Source organism: Gottfriedia solisilvae, from assembly GCF_002128405.1.
GTDB classification, from domain to species: domain Bacteria; phylum Bacillota; class Bacilli; order Bacillales; family Bacillaceae_G; genus Gottfriedia; species Gottfriedia solisilvae.
Window position 1 is genome coordinate 223771 of the sequence record NZ_NETJ01000005.1, and the last position, 21318, is coordinate 245088.

Annotated in this window: 19 protein-coding genes; 16 read left to right on the forward strand and 3 right to left on the reverse strand. The window is 33.8% G+C overall.

Features of this window, described 5'->3' with window-relative positions:
* Positions 1–76: 76 nt before the first annotated feature.
* Entirely contained in the window at positions 77–1357 is a 1281-nt protein-coding gene (locus tag CAB05_RS17240) for a purine/pyrimidine permease (protein WP_088002119.1), read from the forward strand.
* Positions 1358–1434: 77 nt separating this feature from the next.
* On the opposite strand, the gene yfkAB is transcribed toward CAB05_RS17240, so the two are convergent.
* On the reverse strand, positions 1435–2556 hold the full coding sequence (yfkAB, locus tag CAB05_RS17245) for a radical SAM/CxCxxxxC motif protein YfkAB (protein WP_088002121.1): 1122 nt from the start codon (positions 2554–2556) through the stop codon (positions 1435–1437).
* 189 nt (positions 2557–2745) lie between these two features.
* Between yfkAB and CAB05_RS22215 the strand changes: the two genes are divergently transcribed.
* The 10 genes from CAB05_RS22215 (at position 2746) to CAB05_RS17295 (ending at position 13911) form a co-directional block, all read left to right on the forward strand.
* Entirely contained in the window at positions 2746–2916 is a 171-nt protein-coding gene (locus CAB05_RS22215; protein WP_088002123.1) for an SE1561 family protein, read from the forward strand.
* A gap of 122 nt (positions 2917–3038) precedes the next feature.
* Positions 3039–4562 carry a fumarate hydratase gene (locus tag CAB05_RS17255; protein ID WP_088002125.1) on the forward strand — a complete coding sequence of 508 codons (1524 nt, stop codon included), beginning with the start codon at positions 3039–3041 and terminating at the stop codon, positions 4560–4562.
* Positions 4563–4732: 170 nt separating this feature from the next.
* Positions 4733–5539 (forward strand): delta-lactam-biosynthetic de-N-acetylase, encoded by an 807-nt coding sequence (gene pdaA / locus CAB05_RS17260; protein ID WP_235821551.1) that lies wholly within the window; start codon positions 4733–4735, stop codon positions 5537–5539.
* Between the two features lie 189 nt (positions 5540–5728).
* Positions 5729–6589, forward strand: a complete 861-nt coding sequence (locus CAB05_RS17265; RefSeq protein WP_088002129.1) for a DNA-3-methyladenine glycosylase family protein — start codon at positions 5729–5731, stop codon at positions 6587–6589.
* A 14-nt stretch (positions 6590–6603) separates the two neighbouring features.
* Positions 6604–7983, forward strand: a complete 1380-nt coding sequence (gene rlmD, locus CAB05_RS17270; protein WP_088002131.1) for a 23S rRNA (uracil(1939)-C(5))-methyltransferase RlmD — start codon at positions 6604–6606, stop codon at positions 7981–7983.
* Positions 7984–8281: 298 nt separating this feature from the next.
* Positions 8282–9265, forward strand: a complete 984-nt coding sequence (locus tag CAB05_RS17275; RefSeq protein WP_088002133.1) for a tRNA dihydrouridine synthase — start codon at positions 8282–8284, stop codon at positions 9263–9265.
* 266 nt (positions 9266–9531) lie between these two features.
* Positions 9532–10215 carry a response regulator transcription factor gene (locus CAB05_RS17280; protein ID WP_096777895.1) on the forward strand — a complete coding sequence of 228 codons (684 nt, stop codon included), beginning with the start codon at positions 9532–9534 and terminating at the stop codon, positions 10213–10215.
* Between the two features lie 910 nt (positions 10216–11125).
* Positions 11126–12193, forward strand: coding sequence for an ATP-binding protein (locus tag CAB05_RS17285; protein WP_088002136.1), 1068 nt, complete (start codon positions 11126–11128; stop codon positions 12191–12193).
* A 244-nt stretch (positions 12194–12437) separates the two neighbouring features.
* Positions 12438–13133, forward strand: coding sequence for a Na-translocating system protein MpsC family protein (locus CAB05_RS17290; RefSeq protein ID WP_088002138.1), 696 nt, complete (start codon positions 12438–12440; stop codon positions 13131–13133).
* An 82-nt stretch (positions 13134–13215) separates the two neighbouring features.
* Positions 13216–13911, forward strand: a complete 696-nt coding sequence (locus CAB05_RS17295) for a Na-translocating system protein MpsC family protein (protein WP_235821552.1) — start codon at positions 13216–13218, stop codon at positions 13909–13911.
* Positions 13912–14186: 275 nt separating this feature from the next.
* On the opposite strand, the gene CAB05_RS17300 is transcribed toward CAB05_RS17295, so the two are convergent.
* Positions 14187–15629, reverse strand: coding sequence for a DHA2 family efflux MFS transporter permease subunit (locus tag CAB05_RS17300; RefSeq protein WP_371870409.1), 1443 nt, complete (start codon positions 15627–15629; stop codon positions 14187–14189).
* A 279-nt stretch (positions 15630–15908) separates the two neighbouring features.
* Between CAB05_RS17300 and CAB05_RS17305 the strand changes: the two genes are divergently transcribed.
* From CAB05_RS17305 to CAB05_RS17325, 5 genes are all read left to right on the forward strand, one after another.
* Positions 15909–16514, forward strand: coding sequence for a TetR/AcrR family transcriptional regulator (locus CAB05_RS17305; RefSeq protein ID WP_088002142.1), 606 nt, complete (start codon positions 15909–15911; stop codon positions 16512–16514).
* Positions 16515–16725: 211 nt separating this feature from the next.
* Entirely contained in the window at positions 16726–17115 is a 390-nt protein-coding gene (locus CAB05_RS17310) for a hypothetical protein (protein WP_088002144.1), read from the forward strand.
* A gap of 427 nt (positions 17116–17542) precedes the next feature.
* On the forward strand, positions 17543–18274 hold the full coding sequence (locus tag CAB05_RS17315; protein ID WP_088002146.1) for an SIMPL domain-containing protein: 732 nt from the start codon (positions 17543–17545) through the stop codon (positions 18272–18274).
* Positions 18275–18603: 329 nt separating this feature from the next.
* Positions 18604–19467 carry a PGAP1-like alpha/beta domain-containing protein gene (locus tag CAB05_RS17320; protein ID WP_088002148.1) on the forward strand — a complete coding sequence of 288 codons (864 nt, stop codon included), beginning with the start codon at positions 18604–18606 and terminating at the stop codon, positions 19465–19467.
* A 509-nt stretch (positions 19468–19976) separates the two neighbouring features.
* Entirely contained in the window at positions 19977–20582 is a 606-nt protein-coding gene (locus CAB05_RS17325; protein WP_088002150.1) for a TVP38/TMEM64 family protein, read from the forward strand.
* Positions 20583–20695: 113 nt separating this feature from the next.
* Here the strand turns inward: CAB05_RS17325 and CAB05_RS17330 are convergent, their stop codons facing one another.
* A complete protein-coding gene (locus CAB05_RS17330) occupies positions 20696–21187 on the reverse strand; it encodes an Lrp/AsnC family transcriptional regulator (RefSeq protein ID WP_371870408.1) in 492 nt (163 codons plus the stop codon).
* Positions 21188–21318: the final 131 nt, after the last annotated feature.

Genomic DNA, 21318 nt, shown 5'->3' on the forward strand with positions numbered 1-21318 from the left:
ATAATAAAGAAGGGCAGGCTTACTACTTTATAGTTTAAGTTTGTTCTTTTTTAGTTTTAATGGGGAGAGTGTCAAAATGAAATTAATTTTATCTTCGGTCCAATGGACACTTTTTATATTAGCAGGAAGTATTGTTGCTCCTATTTCAATTGCCTCCATGTACGGGTTAAACGGAATGGAAACAGTTGAATATGTACAAAGAACATTATTTGTTCTGGGGATTGCTGGGATTTTACAGGCATGGAAAGGTCACAGATTACCGATTCAAGAAGGTCCAGCAGGTTTATGGTGGAGTGTTATCACATTATATGCAGGTCTAGGGGTTATTTTATACGGGTCACATATTCAAACACTTCAAGTTATACAATTTGCATTTTTATTGAGCGGTTTGATTTTCCTAATATTAGGTTTTTTAGGTTCTATTCAAAAAATCGCTAATTTAATAACACCCGTCGTTGTCAGTACATATTTAATTTTACTTGTGGCTCAGCTAAGTGGTTCATTCATAAAAGGAATGTATGGATTAAGTAGAGTGAACAGCTCAGTTAATTTAAAAGTATTGGGTCTATCAGCTTTTATCGTTATACTTTCAATCTTTTTATCAAAACACCCGAAGCTCGGTCAGTTTTCAATCCTGATTAGTTTAATTTTAGGTTGGGTATTATTTTATGTATTCGATGTTTCAAATTCGATTCAGCATGTGGATTCCATTTTCAAAATACCAGAAATATTTGCGTTTGGAAAACCAATTTTTAAAGGAAACATGATTGTATTAATCATTGTCATTACTTTTTTATTGTTAGCAAATATGTTGGCTTCCATTAAGGTTGTACAAATAGTGATGAAAAAGCAAGGTGTTAGCTTTAAAGCAGATATATACAATTCATCTGGTAAAATGGCAGGGGTGATCCATCTGATAGGGGGCCTATTTTCTGCTATTGGTGCAGTTCCAATTTCAGGTACAGCGGGTTTTATTGAAAACACTAAACTAACAAAAAAAATGCCATTTATCTATGGGTCCATTATCATCATTATCATCAGTCTAATTTCTCCTCTTACCGCTTTTGTATCTTCAATTCCAGAAGCAGTCGGATATGCAGCAATTTTCCCTGTGTTTTCAAGCATATTGACTTTAGCCTTTAATGAGTTAAACGCTATTGAAAATAAAAAGATTGCTTATGAAATTGTAAGTGTTTCTGTTTTTATTGGCATTGGGGCAATGTTTGTGCCATTAGATTCATTCGCGTCTCTATCGCCAACTTTAGCTTCAATCTTTAGTAATGGATTGGTTTTTGGGACGATTATTGCATTGATTTTTGAGCAATTACAAAAAAGAAAATCAAATATAAAAGGATAACTAAGATTCTTAACGCTAAACAAAAAGATCCCTTTTAAGTAGTGGAAACACATTCTACTAAAAGGGATTTTTTATCATTATTTAGATAGCTTTGTCTTTTTAATTGTAAAATCTGTATTTGGATAATAGCTATTTTTCACAAGAATATTAGGTCCAAGACATTGAACAGCTGGGCAGTGACAACTTAATTCAGCAGCAGTTTTTGAAGCTGACCAAGTATCATATGCTTGTTGTAATGTATTTTCTTGTATGTTTCCTAAGTGAGGCACATCACCAAAGTCAGTTACGATAATGCTACCATCAAATATATTTACATTTAATCGTGAGCGTCCATCAGGGTCATTACGTAATGTAACATTTTTACTAGAGTATAGTTTCTGGATGATTTCTAAATCTTGTTGGTTATCACTACATGGATAAAAAGGTAATGTTCCAAAAAGCATCCACGTATCTTGGTCGCGTACATTTAATAATGTTGAAATTGCTTCTCGAAGTTCCTCTTTAGTTAGTACTTCTAAGTTACTTGCAAAATCGCTTGGATACATAGGGTGTACTTCATGACGTTGGCATTTCATCTCTTCTACGATTTGACGATGAATTTTTTCTAAATAAGGAAGTGTACGTTTATTTAACATTGTTTCAGCGGAAACCATTACGCCTGCTTCAACTAGGCGTCGGCTATTTTCAATCATATTATCAAATAGTTTTGCACGTTGTTCGTAAGTAGGCTTACGTTCCATCATGGCAAATCCTGCTTCTACAAATTCGTCAACAGTGCCCCAGTTATGTGAAATATGTAATACGTCTAAGTAAGGAATAATTTTTTCATAACGTCCAAAATCTAATGTAAGATTTGAATTGATCTGTGTGCGAACACCACGTTCATGAGCATACTTTAATAATGGTACAACATAGTTATCAACCATTTTATTTGAAAGCATCGGCTCTCCACCAGTAATACTAATACAACGTAAGTGCTCAATTTCTTCTAAACGATGTAATATTAAATCGATGGGTAATGCATTAGGATCCTTTGGTTGTAGTGTATATCCTACCGCACAATGCTCACATCTCATATTGCAGATGGTTGTCGTTGTAAATTCTACATTTGTTAGTATGTTTTTCCCATACTCTTCTACATCCATATATGCTTCCCAAGGATCATAAATAGGTGTAATTTGTTGCAATACATTTTTCATAAAAAGACTCCTTCAGGTGCTTTTGCACCTATCAGTGATAAATAGTATAAATTGATTTTTCCTCAACTATTATAAGTAAGAAAAGTGAGGATTGTATAGAAATAAATTTTAAAATATGTCGAAATGCTACGATATATAGACAGAGAAGGGTATAATAAATTGTAAAATGTAGAAGAGGAGTGTAGATTCGTGGCAAACTCAGTTGAGCAATTATCATACATTAAAGAACGTTTTCATTCAGTTATGGAAACAATTGAATCGTTAGAAGCAGAAGAAATTAGTTTAGATGAATTAGATCAATTATTATCAGTGTTAGATGATATTGAGAGTAAATGTCGTGAAGTGAATCAAGTAGATTAAAGTCCATATCAATGGGCTTTTTTTCATGAATGGAACGTTTTATACAACCGTTTATAAGAAATTGTATTATAATGAAAAGGGGAAAATTCTTTCTTTTTTATAAAGGGTTGAGGGGGAGCAGTATGCAACAGTTACAAGAAAGTATATATCAGTTAATTGTAGAAACATCAACGAACCTACCGAAGGATGTGCGTAAAGCCATTCGACAAGCAAAAGCTAATGAAAGTGCTGGTACAAGAAGTGCCATCGCATTGGAAACGATTACAAATAATATTATGATGGCTGAGGGTGACGTTTCACCGATTTGTCAGGATACTGGTATGCCTACATTTAAAGTGAAAACTCCAGTTGGTGTAAACCAGCTTGAAATAAAAAAAGCGATCTTTGCAGCAATGGAACAAGCAACAAAAGACGGAAAGCTTCGTCCAAATTCAGTTGATTCGTTGTTTGGTAAAAACAGTGGAAATAATTTAGGACCAGGCACACCTGTTATTAAATTCGAACAGCATGAAAACGATTATATTGATATTCGCTTAATCTTAAAAGGTGGCGGATGTGAAAATAAAAACATTCAATACAGTCTTCCTTGTGAATTAGAAGGTCTTGGTAAAGCAGGTCGTGATTTAGATGGAATTCGTAAATGTATTCTGCACAGTGTTTATCAAGCACAAGGACAAGGGTGTAGTGCAGGATTTATAGGAGTAGGGATCGGTGGAGACCGTACGAGCGGGTACGAACTTGCGAAGGATCAACTATTCCGTTTAACTGATGATGTGAATCCAATTGAAGAGCTTAAAGCAATGGAAGAATATATTCTAGAAAATGCAAATAAGCTTGGTGTCGGAACGATGGGCTTTGGTGGAGAAACTACCTTACTAGGTTGTAAAATTGGTGTAATCAACCGTCTACCAGCAAGTTTCTTTGTGTCTGTAGCATATAACTGTTGGGCTTTCCGTCGTTTAGGTATGAAAATTAATGCGGAGTCTGGTGAAATTTCAGAATGGATTTATCGTGATGGAGAAGAAATAAGCTTTACTAACGAAACAAATGAATCAGGTGAACAGCCGCGTGAAGTGAAATTAGTGGCTCCTATTACTGAAGAACAAATTCGCGAGCTTCGAGTTGGCGATGTAGTTTCGATTAGTGGCATGATGTACACTGGCCGTGACGCAATCCATCATCATTTAAATGACCATGATTCTCCAGTAGATTTAAATGGTCAAATTATCTATCACTGTGGACCTGTAGTTGTAAAAGACACAGACGGAAATTATCAAATTAAAGCTGCAGGACCAACAACAAGTATTCGTGAGGAGCCATATCAAGGTGATATCATGAAAAAATTTGGCATTCGCGCAGTAATTGGTAAAGGTGGTATGGGTGCAAAAACATTAAAAGCATTAGGAGAACATGGTGGTGTTTACTTAAATGCAATTGGTGGAGCAGCGCAATATTACGCACAATGTATTAAAGAAGTAAAAGGTGTCGACTTACTAGAATTTGGTATTCCAGAGGCAATGTGGCATCTTCAAGTTGAAGACTTTAAAGCGGTTGTAACAATGGATTCTCATGGAAATTCATTGCATCAAGAAGTTGATCAAGATTCTCTTCAAAAGCTAGCAACTATGGCTGAAAAAGTATTTTAATATGTATTGATAAAAAGCAATGTTATTCGATTGAATAACATTGCTTTTTTGTACCTGAGACTAAGAAAGGGAATATATAAGCATCTATTTTAGTTTTCAAAGATAAAAAGTTTATTTCTTTCATATTTCTAACGTATTTACAAATACTACAAAAAAGTGAGGTGAATGAATTGAGAAAGTTGGCAAGCTATGTTGCTTTAAGTATCGCTTTTTTCTTGGTAACACCACTATCGACGTTTGCATATAGTAATGTCCCTCAGCATTGGGGAATTGCTCGCACAAAAAATGAGGTACCTCCAGATGCCGGAGCAGCATTTAATAAGATGCTAGAAAACACAGGATCGGTCTATTTAGGCAATACATCTAAAAAGGATATTTATTTAACCTTTGATAATGGATATGAAAATGGTTTTACACCAAAATTTTTAGATGTGTTGAAAAAGCATGATGTACCAGCAACTTTTTTTATTACAGGTCATTATATTAAAACAAATCCGGAATTAGTCAAACGGATGGTGAATGAAGGTCATATTGTCGGTAATCATTCATGGAGTCACCCTGATATGACAACTATTAGTGATGATAAGATCCTGCAGGAATTAGAACAGGTGAAAATGGCATATCAAGAATTAACTGGACGAGACGATATGAAATATTTCCGTCCTGCCCGTGGCATTTTTAGTGAACGTACACTAGCAGTTGTTAACAAAGCAGGGTATGATAATATATTTTGGTCTCTTGCCTATGTAGATTGGAAAATCGATCAACAACGTGGTTGGAAATATGCTTATGATAATGTGATGAAGCTCATTCATCCAGGAGCAGTAATCTTAATGCATACTGTATCTAAAGATAACGCAGAAGCAATGGATGCAGTTATCACCGCCTTACATAAAAGAGGCTACACATTTAGAAGTTTGGATGATTTAATGATGGAACGAAGCGGATTTAATCCATATTTTTATGTTCCAAAATAAGTTGCTGTATAAAAAACATATCATTTAATACATTACCCTTAAATCCCAAAAAAGCTTGGTTAGTCCCCAAGCTTTTTTTGTCGTTCAATTTGATATTGCATTCTCTAGTTTTTTATTTATACTGAAATTTCTTCGATGGTTCAGCTTGTGCTATAATACTCAACAGAGTATTAAAGGAGGAAACGGAAAATGTGGAAGGAAGAGGTAGCATTAAAAACACCGTATCAATGGGATGAAGTTCTAAAAAGATTAGAACATGAGCCTACTTTCTCAGTCCATTCGGCAGAGAAACGCTTAAGTATTCCTTTGTATATTGACGGTGATTATGCAGTTGTAAAGGTTAAAAGGATAAGTGATGATCCGGTATTGTTTGAAATAAATAGTGGGCACCATAATAAAGAAAAAATTCTTGAAGAAGTTTATACTATTTTGCAATTGGAAACTCAATTTGAAGAATTACATCATCATTTAAGTCAGACTACCATTTCACCTCTTATAGACCAATTCGCACACACACCAATTACCGTTTCTAATGATCCTTTTGCATGTTTGATTTCGTGTATTATTCATCAACAAATTCAACGAAGCTTTGCGATACAAGTAACAAAGAGATTTGTTCGAATGTATGGAGAGCGAGTTGAAAATGCTTGGTTTTTTCCTTCTCCAGAAAAAATTGCATCTTTAACAATCGAAGAATTAAGGGATTTGCAGCTCAGCGTTCGAAAAGCTGAATATATGATCGGAATCGCAAAAGCCTGGAGTGAAGGAACTTTGAGGCATGAAGAATATAGAGACCTACCATCTGAAGAAATTGGAAAAGAGCTACTTAAACTAAAAGGAGTCGGACCATGGACGGTCGAAAACTTTCTCCTATTTGGTTTAGGAAGAAAAGACATTTTTCCAGTTGGAGATGTAGGTATTCAAATAGCACTTCAAAAACTGTTAAATTTAGATGAAAAACCTTCTAAAGAGATAATGGAATATGTAAAAGAGCAAGCTTCACCGTATGGAAGCTATGCAGCACTGTATCTTTGGAAGAGCATAGAATAATGGAGTTGTAAACAATGAGTAATCAATTAACAAATAAATTAGAGGTTGGACAAAGCTTCCCAATTACAATTAAACGGATTGGTATTAATGGGGAAGGTGTTGGATATTTCAAGCGACAAGTTGTTTTCATCAAAGGTGCTTTACCAGGTGAAGAAGTAGTTGCTGAAGTAACAAATGTACGAAATGGTTTTGCAGAGGGTAAAATTCAAAGAATACGAAAAGCATCAGCTGATCGAGTAGAACCGACTTGTAAAATTTATGATAAATGCGGTGGATGTCAAATTCAGCATGCTTCATATGAAGGTCAGCTTGGATATAAAAAAGACATCGTCGTTCAAGCGATGGAAAAGTACGCGAAGGATTTATTAGAAAAAACACCAATTAGAGAAACAATTGGCATGGATCATCCATGGAATTACCGTAACAAAAGCCAGCTTCAAACTGGACTGGAAAAAAACAAAATCATTGCTGGTTTGTATTCTCAAAACTCGCATAATGTTGTAGACATCGGCCATTGCCCAATTCAACATGAAGATTTAAATAAAGTAACTGGTAAAGTGAAGAAAATCTTAACGCGATTAAATATTCCGGTTTATAATGAACGAAAAAATAAAGGTGTAATACGTACAATTGTAGCTAGAGTTGGCTTACGTACTGGTCAAATTCAATTAGTTTTAGTTACTGGCGCAAAGGAATTTCCTCAAAAAGCTGAATTAATTAGTGAAATTAAAAAGAGAATGCCTGAAGTAACAAGCTTAATGCAAAATATTAACAATCAAATGACTTCAGTTATTTTTGGACGTGAAACTGTTTATTTAGCAGGAGAAGAAGTCATCGAAGAAAAACTTGGTGATCTATCATTCGAACTATCAGCTAGAGCATTTTTCCAGTTGAATCCAGAACAAACTGTAAAACTATACGATGAAGTGAAAAAAGCAGCGGCTTTAACCGGAACAGAAAAAGTAGTAGACGCTTATTGTGGCGTAGGAACAATTGGACTATGGCTAGCAAAAGACGCAAAAGAAATTCGTGGAATGGATATCACAAAAGAAGCCATCATTGATGCGAAACAAAATGCCTTAAGCCACGGCTTTACAAATACGCATTACGAAGCTGGACATGCAGAACAAGTTTTACCGAAATGGTTAAGAGAAGGATGGAAACCAGATGTAATCATAACTGATCCACCTAGAACTGGCTGTGATGAAGAATTTTTAAAGACGGTATTAAAGATACAACCTAAGAAATTCGTTTACGTATCATGTAATCCTTCAACATTAGCTAGAGATTTAAAGGTGTTAAGTTCAGCATATGAAGTGAAATATTTACAGCCTGTTGATATGTTTCCGCACACTAGTCATGTAGAATGTGTAGCTCAACTTGTTTTAAAGTAAGGCAGCAAGCCCTTATGGGCGCTGCCTTTTATTTCATTAATAAAGAATCTAGAAAATGATACTGTACCACTAATATTAGTAATAATGTGATTAACTAAAACGGTCAGCAACTTATGTTGGATCTAACGTTTTAAAACGTATGGGGAATGAAAGTGGAGGAAACACTTTCATTAATTGACAATCGATACACAACTAATCAATCAGTAAATAATAATTAAAAGCATAAATTTCTTACTTTATTACTTTTGAAATAAGGGGTTAACTTGGAATCCCAAAATGAGAGGATTGGAATGTAAATATGAGTAATAATTTTTGGCGTGATTTACCACGACCTTTTTTTGTACTGGCGCCAATGGAAGATGTAACGGATGTTGTTTTTCGACATGTAGTGAGTGAAGCAGCCAGACCTGATGTGTTTTTTACAGAGTTTACAAACAGTGAGAGTTATTGCCACCCAGAGGGGAAACAAAGCGTGCGCGGGCGTTTGACTTTTACAGAAGACGAACAACCAATGGTAGCCCATATATGGGGAGATAAGCCTGAATTCTTTAAGCAAATGAGTATTGGTATGGCGGAACTTGGATTTCGAGGATTGGATATCAATATGGGCTGTCCTGTACCTAATGTGGCACAGCATGGGAAGGGAAGCGGCCTGATTCGTCGTCCTGAACTTGCAGCTGAATTAATACAAGCAGCAAAAGCAGGTGGATTGCCTGTAAGTGTAAAGACAAGGCTTGGTTTCAGTGAGGTAAACGAATGGCGCGACTGGTTAACTCACATATTGAAACAAGACATTGCCAATCTTTCCATTCATCTGCGTACAAGAGATGAAATGAGCAAAGTGGATGCTCACTGGGAACTAATCCCGGAGATAAAGAAACTTCGTGACCAAGTGGCACCAAATACACTCTTGACGATCAATGGGGATATTCCTGACCGTCAAACTGGCTTAAAGCTTGCTGAACAATATGGTATAGATGGGGTTATGATTGGACGTGGTATTTTCCATAATCCATTTGCCTTTGAAAAGGAGCCAAAGGATCATAGTAGTAAGGAATTGCTCGATCTCTTAAGATTGCATCTAGATCTACATGATAAATATTCAAATTTGGTTCAGCGTTCGTTCAAGGCTCTTCATCGCTTTTTTAAGATATATGTCCGTGGATTTCGAGGGGCAAGTGAACTAAGAAATCAATTAATGAACACAGAATCAACAGACGAAGTACGTGCAATGTTGGATCACTTTGAGTCAAAGAATCTTGATGGCATAGAAGAACAGTAAGTAGAAATGGGCAATGAATCGATTTAAGATTCATTGCCCATTTTTCTTGTCTGTTAATGTTCTATTTATTTAATTGAGCTAAAATATGCGAAATTAGTTTTTCTGAAGAATAGGATAAGCCTTTAGTTTGCGAGTAAATGGCCCATATAATAGGTGTGATTAAGTAGAACTTAAAATATTCTTAATAATGATTAAATATATTTCAGTCCGTAAAGTATGTAAAATATATATTGTTACTTAAAAAATGTTTGGCTAGGGGGACAATAGTGTTATCGGATGTGGTCATTAATCAACTAAATAGACATAATATTGTTATTTTTGTAGAGAATTCACTATTTGTTTCGGGGATTCAAACAATTTTGGAAATCAATCATCTACACGCTCAAAAGATTAATATGGATGAACAGTGGTATAAACAGGATCTTTATAACTCCCTTTTGATTAGTCAAGTACCTTCGGATGAAATGGAAAAGAAAGTTCAAAAATTAATGCTTATTGATACATCGACAAAAATAATCATTATTAAAAATTCAATTAAATTTGAAGAGATTGAACGTTTTATTCATATAGGTATAAAAGGTATTAGCTTAAGTGATGTAGACGAAAAATATCTTGTTCACCTTGTGAAACGAGTTAAAGAAGGTCATATTATGATTGATGGTCGTTTTACAACTGAATTTTTTAAACAATATAGGCATTTTAAGGAGCTTAGTACTCAATTTAGTCCACCTGACGATACGTATTTAAAGGAATTATTAACAAATAGAGAGTTAGAAATTTTACATTTGCTTGTTAAAGGCTATTCAAATATACAAATTGGTGAAAATTTATTTATTTCAAATAAAACTGTAAAAAACCATGTAGCTAATATTTTACAGAAGTTACAAGTCAATGATCGATTAAATGCTGTGATTAAAGTATTGAAAAACAAATGGATCGGATTGAAATAAAAGCCTCGAATAATGAAACGAGCTGACTGTGACTCTAGGACCACTTATTTATAAGTGGTCTTTTTATTATGTAAGCACATGTATTGATAAACGAACGATGGCGCAAATTTGTTAAGTAGTACTTAAGACTTAAGTTAATTATTTTAAATAAAAAACATTTCGAATAAACGCAATAACAATCGATATAAATGATAGCCTAGTAAATTTTAATGTAACAGTTTACTACTTTTAAAAATATAAAACTACTTTCCTATAAATACATCGTAAGGAATGGTGTACAGATGACAGACCAAAATGACTACTTTTTTGAATGAGTCATTATTTGAAAATTTTTGAAATGACTTGGTTAATTTAAGAGCTTGAAGTTTTTGGATTGAAAAATCAAATGGAATAAGTGAAAGTGGCAAATAAAATAGTACATGAAGTTTAGTGAAAAAAGAATTGCTTATGTTGATTTGATGAAAGTTCTTCTATTAAATAGGAGAAAAATAATAATTTAGCACGTGTCGATTTATTTCTGAAATAATAGTTATGTGGAGTGTATGGAAGGAAAGGTAACCTTTATTAAACTTGTAACGTATTAATAAAATTGAATTGAATGCTAAAAAATTTGTTTTGAATGTACGCATCGATATACTATTGCTAAAATTCTAAAAATATAATATATTTAATATGGATATAGGGTTAATGCTCTATTCTAAATCAAAAAATGTATTAATAAATTCATATTTTTCGGTAACGAATTCTAGAATAGTATGCTAGATTTTAAAGCCACAGTAAGAAGTAGGATCACTCTGCTCTTATTGTGGCTTTTTTTATGTCAATTAAATAAAAAGAGGGGGGCTTCCTTATCGATACGCATGGAATCGACCGGAAAAGTGTTCTTTTAAAAGAATTTAGAGATACAAAAATGGATAAGGGCTTCTCCATCTTATCTAAAAATCATGATGCATATTTATTAATTGATTTACAAGGGAATATTGAATATGCCAGTGAAAATTGTGAACAACTTTTGGGCCATTCAAGTATAACCTTACAACAATCATCATTACATAAACTATTTGTAACAGAGTTTTTAGATCAAACACATACCTTTTTTAAATGTAGAGCTCAGGAGAAACTCGATAATTTTGATGCTCAGTTACAAGGAAAAGAAGGAAGGATCATTGACGTTAATATTACTGCTATGCCTATTTATTTTGAAAAGGATATGATCGGTTCGTATCTTGTCCTAAAAGATATTACGTTTGTAAAGAAACATAAACTTTCCATTGAACGGGAAAAAGAGTATCATACACTAATTAATAAATTATCTCGTTTGTCTGAAAAACACGCGATTGCTGGTCAGTTAGCTGCCGGAATTGCCCATGAGATAAGAAATCCAATTACAGCCATAAAAGGATTCTTACAATTATTAATGGGAGAAAACGATGGTAATAAATTATATTATGATATTATTTTTTCTGAGATTGATCGGATTGAAGTCATCTTAAAAGAATTAATGGTGCTTGCTAAACCTACAAAGCAAAAATATGAAAAAATACATCTTCAAGATATATTAGAGCATGTAATTACATTAATGGTTCCTCAAGCTAACTTAAACAATATTCAAATAGAAAAAGAGTTCAATTTTACAACTACGTGTATCCTAGGTGACAGTAATCAATTGAAGCAAGTTTTTATTAATTATATAAAAAATGCGATCGAGGCGATGCTTGACGGGGGAGTTTTGCGAATAAATGGAAGCATCATTGATGGTAGACAAGTTAATATCAGCATCATTGATCAAGGACCCGGCATTCCACTGGAGATTCTTAAACAAATAGGCCAGCCTTTTTTTTCAACAAAAGAAAATGGAACAGGGCTTGGAATGTTAGTCAGTAGACAGATAATAAAAGAACACAAGGGAGATATATACATAGAAAGCGATGCAAAAGGATCTTCCATCCATGTGAAATTGCCTGTATGTTCGTATTGAATCGTTAGTATTTCCTAATTTTTCATTTAAAATTGTTGTTATCCATGTATTATGGTGGTAATATATTACTTGTCTAATGTCTTGCTGTCATTAGTCATTTAATTCTGTAATTATGATGATTATAAATAAACGTTAAATAAATGTAATGGTAAATGGTGGAAACTATTTTTTTAGTCGTCTGAACTGTGGCCTAACTTCCTTTTTGTGAAGTTAGGCCTTTTTATTTTTTTTTAGGGGGATTTGAATGGTTGCAACACAAGAAGATTTGGTGTCTCTTAGCAGTATTTTTAGTAAAATCATAAAGCGTGGATTTGGAAAAGGTCCAGAAACTTGTTATGCGGTTTTAAGAGCAAACAGATTATATGTTTATATTGGTAACTTTATGACACCTTCTGAGGAAATTTTAACAAACAAACAAGAATATAACTTAGTAACGAAATACAGGTCCACAGTCATTACAAACTTGTCAGAAGAATTATTAAGGGAGGCATCAGACCTATTAGAAAATTCCTTTGAAACCCTGTATCAAGACTGGAACTATCATTCTAATTCAGGTATTTTACTATTAGTGAATAATAGTTATAATCCAGATGTTAAGATAGAAGACAGTTTTGAGAGAAAGTTATTTCAATTAGTTCGACAGGTGGGCTCAAAGTTTCATAAAATCCCAGTAGATCTTAAGGTCGTTAAGTATACTCAAAATATCTGTGCTATTGAATCGAAAGGCGTCATGAATCCACTAGATTATTTGCTAGTTGAGCAAGGGAAGTCTGAATTATTATTTACCAATGCTAGGGAAATAAAAAAAGGGTATTATCAGCATCGAGAATTATTTGAAGAAATGTTTAATCGGACAATAGAAGATTTATTTATGATGTGGGATTCTAATAGAAATAGAAGTTATTTAATATTCATATTTAACAAAGGATATACTAATTAAAGAAATAAAGATGATACTGCCTGGGCAAGCTAATGTTAGGCAGTATTTTTTTGTCTTTGTCGAAAGTGAGGTTGAAGCACTGATGTCAATGCCACTGCAACAAAAGCTAATGGAAATAAGTAGCTTAACAAGTAAATTATTAAGGAAAAATTTTGGGCGAGGACCTGTATCATGTTTTGCTTTTGCAAATTACAGGTTTCTTGTTTTTTACATACGTGGATTTATGTCTCCATTAGAATCTACTTTGCTTGAGCACGGAAATGGTGATAATGTTGATATTTCGCGATCTATCGTCATGAATACGGTAATTAATCAATTAAAGGGGATTCTTGAATTGGAATTTGAACAGGATATTGCATCCTTCTATCATGATTGGAACTATTCTCAAAATACAGGTATGATCACTGTCGAATTTGAAAACGAAATTACTCAGATTGTTGACCCGAATCAAGGTACTAATATTGAAATGAAACCTTTAATTGATGAAGTTGATAGAATTAGTATATTAGTACAAAAAAAACCTGAAAAAACAGAAGCCTACTTTATTTCACCTAAAATCTATTTAGTAAAACGAGATGGAATTTTAGTGCGAATTGAAAAAGCGTTGATTGCAAAGGGGTTTGAACAGACTTTGATGGTCACTAAGGATGAACTTGAAAAGTCATATCTACACCGTGATGGTCGCTTTGAAGAGATTTTTAGAGACTCAGTTGTAGATATTTTTGTGGATTGGGACTTTAATGAGGATAAAAGCATTATTTGTTTTGTTCTAAAGTAATGCACAAAAGAGTATAAAGCGAAATGCAGTAAAAAGGAATTCTATTAATATACTCACCATAAATTTTGGCTGAAATGCTCTAACTCGACTCTGCAAATACTCAGGATATGCTAATTGTAATGTACTTTTGCTGCCTAATTTAATCGGGGCATAGATAGCTTCATTTAATGAAAGTTCTCCTGATTTTTTTATGTGTCATAATCTCAAGCAATTTATTTTTGTCTAAACAAAGAGCCGCCTAATATAGGCGGCTCTTTGTACATAATATTTATCTGTTACATTCTCGCAGACTCTTTTAAAGTTACGTTGTTAGACTCAACTTCAGAAGCCTTTTGTTTGCGCTTGATAAAGAATGATAGTAATAAACTCACTATTCCAATTAACAGAATCACAAAGTATGCGTCATTAATTCCTTGGATAGCAGCTTCCATAATCATATGCTGTTGAGTTTCCCCTGGAGCTCCTCCAGCGGAAATTAAGTCTTTAAGATGATCTTTCGTACTATTTGTCATGACAGTAACTAGTAGAGCAGTACCTACAGCGCCAGCTACTTGTCTTATTGTGTTTGAAATAGCTGTGCCGTGTGCATTAAGGCTAGCTGGCAATTGATTTAACCCAGCAGTTTGTAAAGGCATTAGGAACATAGCCATCCCAATTCGACGAAGTGTTGACATTAAAATTAGAAAAGTATAACTAGTCGAGTCCGTCAAATCAATAAAGCCATAAGTTGAGACGATAATGATCGCAATACCGATAATGGTAAGCCATTTTGCCCCAAATCGATCGAAGAGCTTACCAACTACGGGACTGAGTAAGCCCATTAGAAGTGCTCCAGGAAACATAAGTAAACCAGACTCTAATGCAGTAAAACCACGTGCATTTTGAAGATACAGTGGAAGTAACATCATATCTGCATACATCATCATAGTGACACCAATATTTATAATGGTCGTCAAGGTAAACATATTAAATTTAAAAGCACGTAGATCAAGTAGTGGATTTTGAGAAACTAGTTGTCGCCAAGTAAATAGGACCAGCGAAATGATTCCAACAACTAGTGAAATAACCACCTCATTACTTGACCAACCAGCGTTGCCAGCTTGGCTAAAGCCGTACATTAAAGTACCAAATCCAATTGTTGAAAGAATTACACTAATAAAGTCTACCTTGGATTGGACGGTTTCCGAAACATTTTTCAGATAAATAAAACCACAAAGGATAACAATAACGGCAAAAGGAATCATACCATAAAACATTGCTTGCCAAGGGAATGTTTCAAGAACATAACCAGTTAGAGTTGGTCCTATTGCAGGGGCAAAAATAATAGCTAGACCAACCATGCCCATAGCGGATCCTCTCTTCTCAGCAGGGAAGATCGATAAAACAACATTCATGAGTAGCGGCATAATGATACCAGCACCAGCTGCTTGAATTAAACGCCCAGTTAGTAATACTGGAAAATTGGTAGCAATTGCTGAAACAATCGTTCCAACAAGAAAAATAATCATCGAACTTTGGAATAATTGACGAGTGGTAAATCTTTGCATTAAGTATGCTGTGATAGGAATTAATACCCCATTTACCAACATATAACCCGTTGTAAGCCACTGGGCTGTTGAAGCTTTAATGTCAAAATCATTCATTAATTCTGGAATGGCAACACTCATGATTGTTTGATTAAACGTTGCAAGGAAAGCACCTATGATCATAACAAACATGATGGGACCTTTTTTGATAGAGTGGTTAATCGTTGCACTCTTACTCAATTTCATTCATCCTTTCATGTCTATCCTAGATAGATTTAATTTACACTATGTTGTATAATTAACATTGTATAAATGAGATTATAATGACAATTGAACGTGATGACAATCTACAAAAAAAGTTGAAATGTAATTTACTTTACATAAATTAGTTCTCTGTTGTTTATCAGTGGAAAATACGACGTTACATTTTGAAATGTAGTATAGCAATTGTTAAGAAAGGAATGAAGAGATATGATCGAAAATAAAAAGTCTCCAACAGACCCTCGTATACTGCGTACACGACAATTAATTAAAAATGCACTTGTTGAGCTACTTGGCGAAATGGATATAAAAAAAATAACAGTTAATCGATTAGCAGAGCGAGCAACCATCAATCGCGTTACCTTTTATCTTCATTATCGCGATATTCCAGATATGTTGGAAAAAATGGCGGACGATATGATTGAGGAATTTTCAATGGTTATTAAAAATACGCCCGCAGTGGGGCATACATCATCTGGAGAGGGAAATTGGAAAATACTCGAAAATATACTTGAGCATATAGCAAAAAACGGAAATTTCTATAAGATCATTCTTGCCTCAAAGCAAATCCCGATATTTAGAGATCGTCTATTGTCGTTCTTAAAGGACATGATTGTTACGAAGATTGATGAAAGTAAAAGTCACCCATATCTTCTATCCCAAGGTATTAAAGTAGACATTTTGATTTGGTACAATTCCTCAGCTTTAATTGGTACGATTATTTCTTGGCTACAAAATGACATGCCTTATACTCCAGCGTTTCTGACCCAGCAATTTTCTTTACTTCACCTTAGGGGACTGAATAGGGAAAGTTAATAAACCTGTAAATGATTCCGTTATTGTTATAGAAACATTAGAAATAGAATAGAAATAATGAAACCAAATCTTAAAGTGATTTGGTTTTTTAGTTTGCTGATCTAATTGGGTTTGTTTATATGTAGTGCTTATCTATCTTGAACTTTTTAAACTTTGATTTTAAAGGAGAAAGGAAATTTATATAAAATCTACTATACAAGGGAGTGTGAATATGAAAAGGTATAAAGTCATTCTAACTGGAATCATCTGTTCTTTAAGTTTATTTAGTTGTGACGATACGGAAACAAAAACTGTAACCACTAAAAATCCAAATGCAGAAGAAATTTTACGACTTGATCGACACGCTGACATATTTCAATGGAAAGAGGTAATTTATCAAACCAATATTGATTGGGTAAATGAACTTAAATTGACAAAGAACAAATCAGTAGGAAAAATTACCTCAGTATCTACAAACGCTACAAATAAATCATTTAAAAATGGAATGGCAAACAACTTACCAATTGGAGCAAAAATATATAGCGCTAAAGAGAGAGAAGATATATTGATTGTTGAATTCAATGGAAGAGTCAGTTATTACTTAGCTCTTGTGGAAGGTTAGAATGTAAAAAGGAATTGTATTAAATGGAAAATAAAAGTCTTGTTTTATATATAGTGGGAATATAATACTTTCTTCTTTATGAATACGGTTTTTCTAATTTTAAAATAGATAGTTTTTCAAGAAGTCAATTGGAACGGAAGGTGCTCGACTCCTGTGGGAGTAGCAGGACAACTGAGACCCCACAGGCGCATTGCGCCTAGGAGGCTCAGCGCACGCTCCACGGAAAGCGAGCATCCTGGAGTGGAAATTGACAAACTTCCTTACCGAAAAGCATTACGAGATAGTTCTGACTGTTTATGCTCAAAAAAGAAAGTTCTAGTCTCTCTAGTGAGATGGAATTTTTTTTTGCGTAATGATATTCACCTAAAAATAATACAGGGCATACAATAATTGGGCACAGAAACATAGATGTATTTTATAAGAGGAAGTGATTAACATTTATTCATCTGTAAACTCAATTCCAAGAAATATGGGATATTCTTATTCAATCCCTCAATATCAAAGAGTTTATCCGACTCGTCATAATAATAGTGTAAATAACTCAATTAGAGTAACTGGAAAGGGAGAAGTTACTGTAAAGCCTAACCAGTCGTCTCTATTATTAGGTGTTATAGTCGATGATATGAAAGTACAAAATGCCCAACAACAGAATGCGGTCATTTCTAATCAAATCATTGAAGCACTAAAAAACATAGGGATTAATCAGCAGGATATTGAAACTTATTCATATTCCATCGATCGTATCGTTGATTTTCAAGATTCACAAGAAATATTCCGTGGATATCGTGTAAGCCATATTTTCAAGGTTATTGTTAAAGACATCGCTAGTGTAGGAAAAGTGATTGATGTTGCAACAGAAAATGGGGCAAATGTTGTGAGGAATGTATCTTTTGAAGTTTCAGACCCAGAACCTTACTATGTTGAGGCTCTACAAAAAGCCACATTAAATGCAAAAAGCAAAGCGGAAAGTATCGCTAAGTCACTAGGTTTAACCATCAATAGCGTTCCGGAATGGATAGTTGAAGAAAGTGTTCAATTACTGAGACCACAATACTCAATGCAAACAGCTGTATTGAGTGCATCGACGACTCCGATTCAGGAAGGTCAAATCAAAATTTCTGCATCGGTTCAAGCGTTGTTTAATTATATAAGTTTCTAGTGGAGATATTTTTCAAATCTAAACAGTTTGCTAGTTTCAGAAATGACTCTCTAATTATCGTTTTAAATGAGAAAAGGGAAGGATGAACTCAGCTACCCAAACCTTTTCTCTTATATTGTGATTTTAAATTTATGTTTTTAAAAAGAAGGAAACACTTCGAAAAAAGAGAACTCAATTTGAATATAGAGCGACGTGAGGTAGCCTCTAATAATGTAATGTCGTCCTCGTCTAAAACAATTATGACGTTTCTATTTCCTAATCATATAAATATTGAAAAGGGCTGATCAGTTAAAAGTGTGGACAAGTATAAGCATAATAGGGGGGAAGAAATGTTCAAGAAGCTGGGAATCGCAATTATTCATGGAATGGGGAATCAGAAGCAGGACTTCGCTGATGAAATGATCGTCTTAATTAAGAATAAATTCGCCCGAAAATTAGAATGTATCATATCAGACCCTTCCTCCTATCTAGTATTTCAACCTATACAATGGTCATCTGTCTTTGAGGAGAGGGAGGAGAAACTGTATAAAAATGTGGTTTTGGCGAACGATCTAGATTTTAAAGGACTAAGAAAGTTCACTATACAATATGTAGGTGATGTTATTGCATACCAACAAGTAGAGACCTCTAGACAAAACTATGAAAGAGTACATGAATTAATTGGTAAACATTTAAATATTATCTCAAGTAAAGCTGGAAATGATGTTCCTTTATGCGTCATTTCACATAGCTTAGGATCAGTTATTGCAAGTAATTATTTCTATGATCTGCAATATAAAAGAAATAGTGTATCGTGCATTGTCAATAAATCCTCACCTTTGGAAAAAGGACAAACTTTAACCTTATTTTATTCTTTGGGGACTGCGCTGCCACTTTGGAGTTTGCGATATCATAATTTTAACCGCCCGATCAATATTCCTTCAAGAGAGCTTCAACAATACTATCCTGGTTTGAAGGGTGAGTGGATTAATTTTTATGATAAAGATGATGTGTTAGGATATCCTTTAAGAGACGTCGATCAAACTTATCGTGACGCTGTTACTGAAGATAGACAAGTTAATATTGGTGGACTATTGACTAGTTGGAATCCATTTTGCCATACAGGATATTTTAAAGATATGGTAGTTATTGAAGAAATTGTAGAAGGATTAGTCCGAACCTGGAAACAGGTTAATAATATGGAGAAGAATTGATTTACTATATAAAACATGCTATTTATCCAAAGATAAAATAGTAATTTTGGTGACGGATTCGGTTCAGGTGAGAATCAATAGTAGATACTTTGGAGATGTCATTCGCATCTCTTTTTTTTGTATTGCTGTTTCATTCTGCAGGAGATCTTTCAGACGTGTTTAAATGATTGAACCTATTTATCCGACACATTTATATGAATGTGTTTAGTAAACAATAAATCTAGCAAATTTGATTATTGAACAGAAAAGGATACAATTGTAAAATTTGTAATGTAATAAAAAAGGGGTGTCTTTTTTTTTGCAAAAAAGATGGAAAAATTTGTTCGGAAAATAACTATCATTCCTTTCGCAAGATGTCGATTCTAATAACAATGTGGTTCTTTTTATATAAAAGAAAATTTTCGAGAAGAGCATAAAAAAAGAAAATGAGAAATATCATTATCTTGGAATTTACTAGTTTAGTAACGAAAAGTAATCATTAATATGGATTCAGTGAAGGGAGAACCTAAATGAAATTGCATATTGGCGAGTGGATATCATTTCATCAATTACAACATTTCGTACGGATACATGAAAACCTAGGTGTTCTAATCGCTTTTCTGATTCCATTTGTGGATTCTTTTTTGGGAATTATTCCACTTGGAGCAATATGCGCCACTAACGTTAATGTTTTTGGGTTTTGGACGGGATTTTTAGCAACTTACGTGGGTAGTGTTTTAGGTACTACTGGAATGTATTTCTTATTAAAAAAGACTGGTGCAAAGTGGATTGATCGCTTTATTCCTCAGAAAAAGAAAGAAAATGCTAGCATGGGATGGTTGAATAATAGTGGATTTGGTCCAGTATTCCTCTGGTTTTGTATCCCATTTTGTCCTTCTTTTATCACTAATATTTTTGCATCCATGTCTAAAATCAGACCGATTTTCTATATATCTGGTTTTACTATGGGTAAACTGGTTGCGTTGTTGCTCATTAGTTTCATTGGGCAAGATTTACATGATTTCATTGAAGAACCTATGGAAACGATTTTAGTTTTGGTTGCTATTTTAATTCTTTGGTTTGTTGGTAAAAAGGTTGAAAAGAAATTTATGACGCAGCGGGCTAATAATGAGTAAAATGACAAACGCTGCTTTAATTTAAGAAAAGATCAAAAAACATTGCCCTTTAAGCAATGTCTTTTTCTTTTGATAAAACCTAGCATATGAACCCAGTTACTTGTCGCAAGTATTTATTTTTCGCCTATATTTAAAGGCAGTGTGGTAGAACATTTTATTTCTCTTAAAGCTAAACTAGTTTGAATTCTAGTAATGCCAAGTTTGTTTAGTTTTCGAACAAAGCCCTCCAAGCCTTTTCGATCTTTATTGGCGACTTTTAATAAATAGTCATACTCCCCAGTTAATAAGTGGCACTCCAATACTTCGGGCATCGCTTCTAATGTTTTCTCCAGAACAGCTAATTCATCTGCTTGATGGATATTTGTGTTAATAAAAATAAAACAAAGTAAATCAAAACCAAGCTTTTCTTGATTTAAGATGGCGACTTGTTGTTTTATATATCCTTCACTTTCTAGTCTCTTTACTCTTGCATGTGTAGCAGGTGGGGACAAATTAACATACTTTGCTAATTCAGTATTGCTAGTTTGTGATACCGTTTGTAGCTTATCCAATATTTTTAAATCCACTTCATCTAACACTTTACTTTGGAAAGTTTCCAACTTCATCAACTCCATTTCAATTATTCCGTCATTGGCTCGATTTTTATATAAAAAATTAATTTTATTCAATAATATCATATCGAAACTTTGTTTTATTTTGAATTTTTATCATTATACAAAATAATTCAAGTGTAATG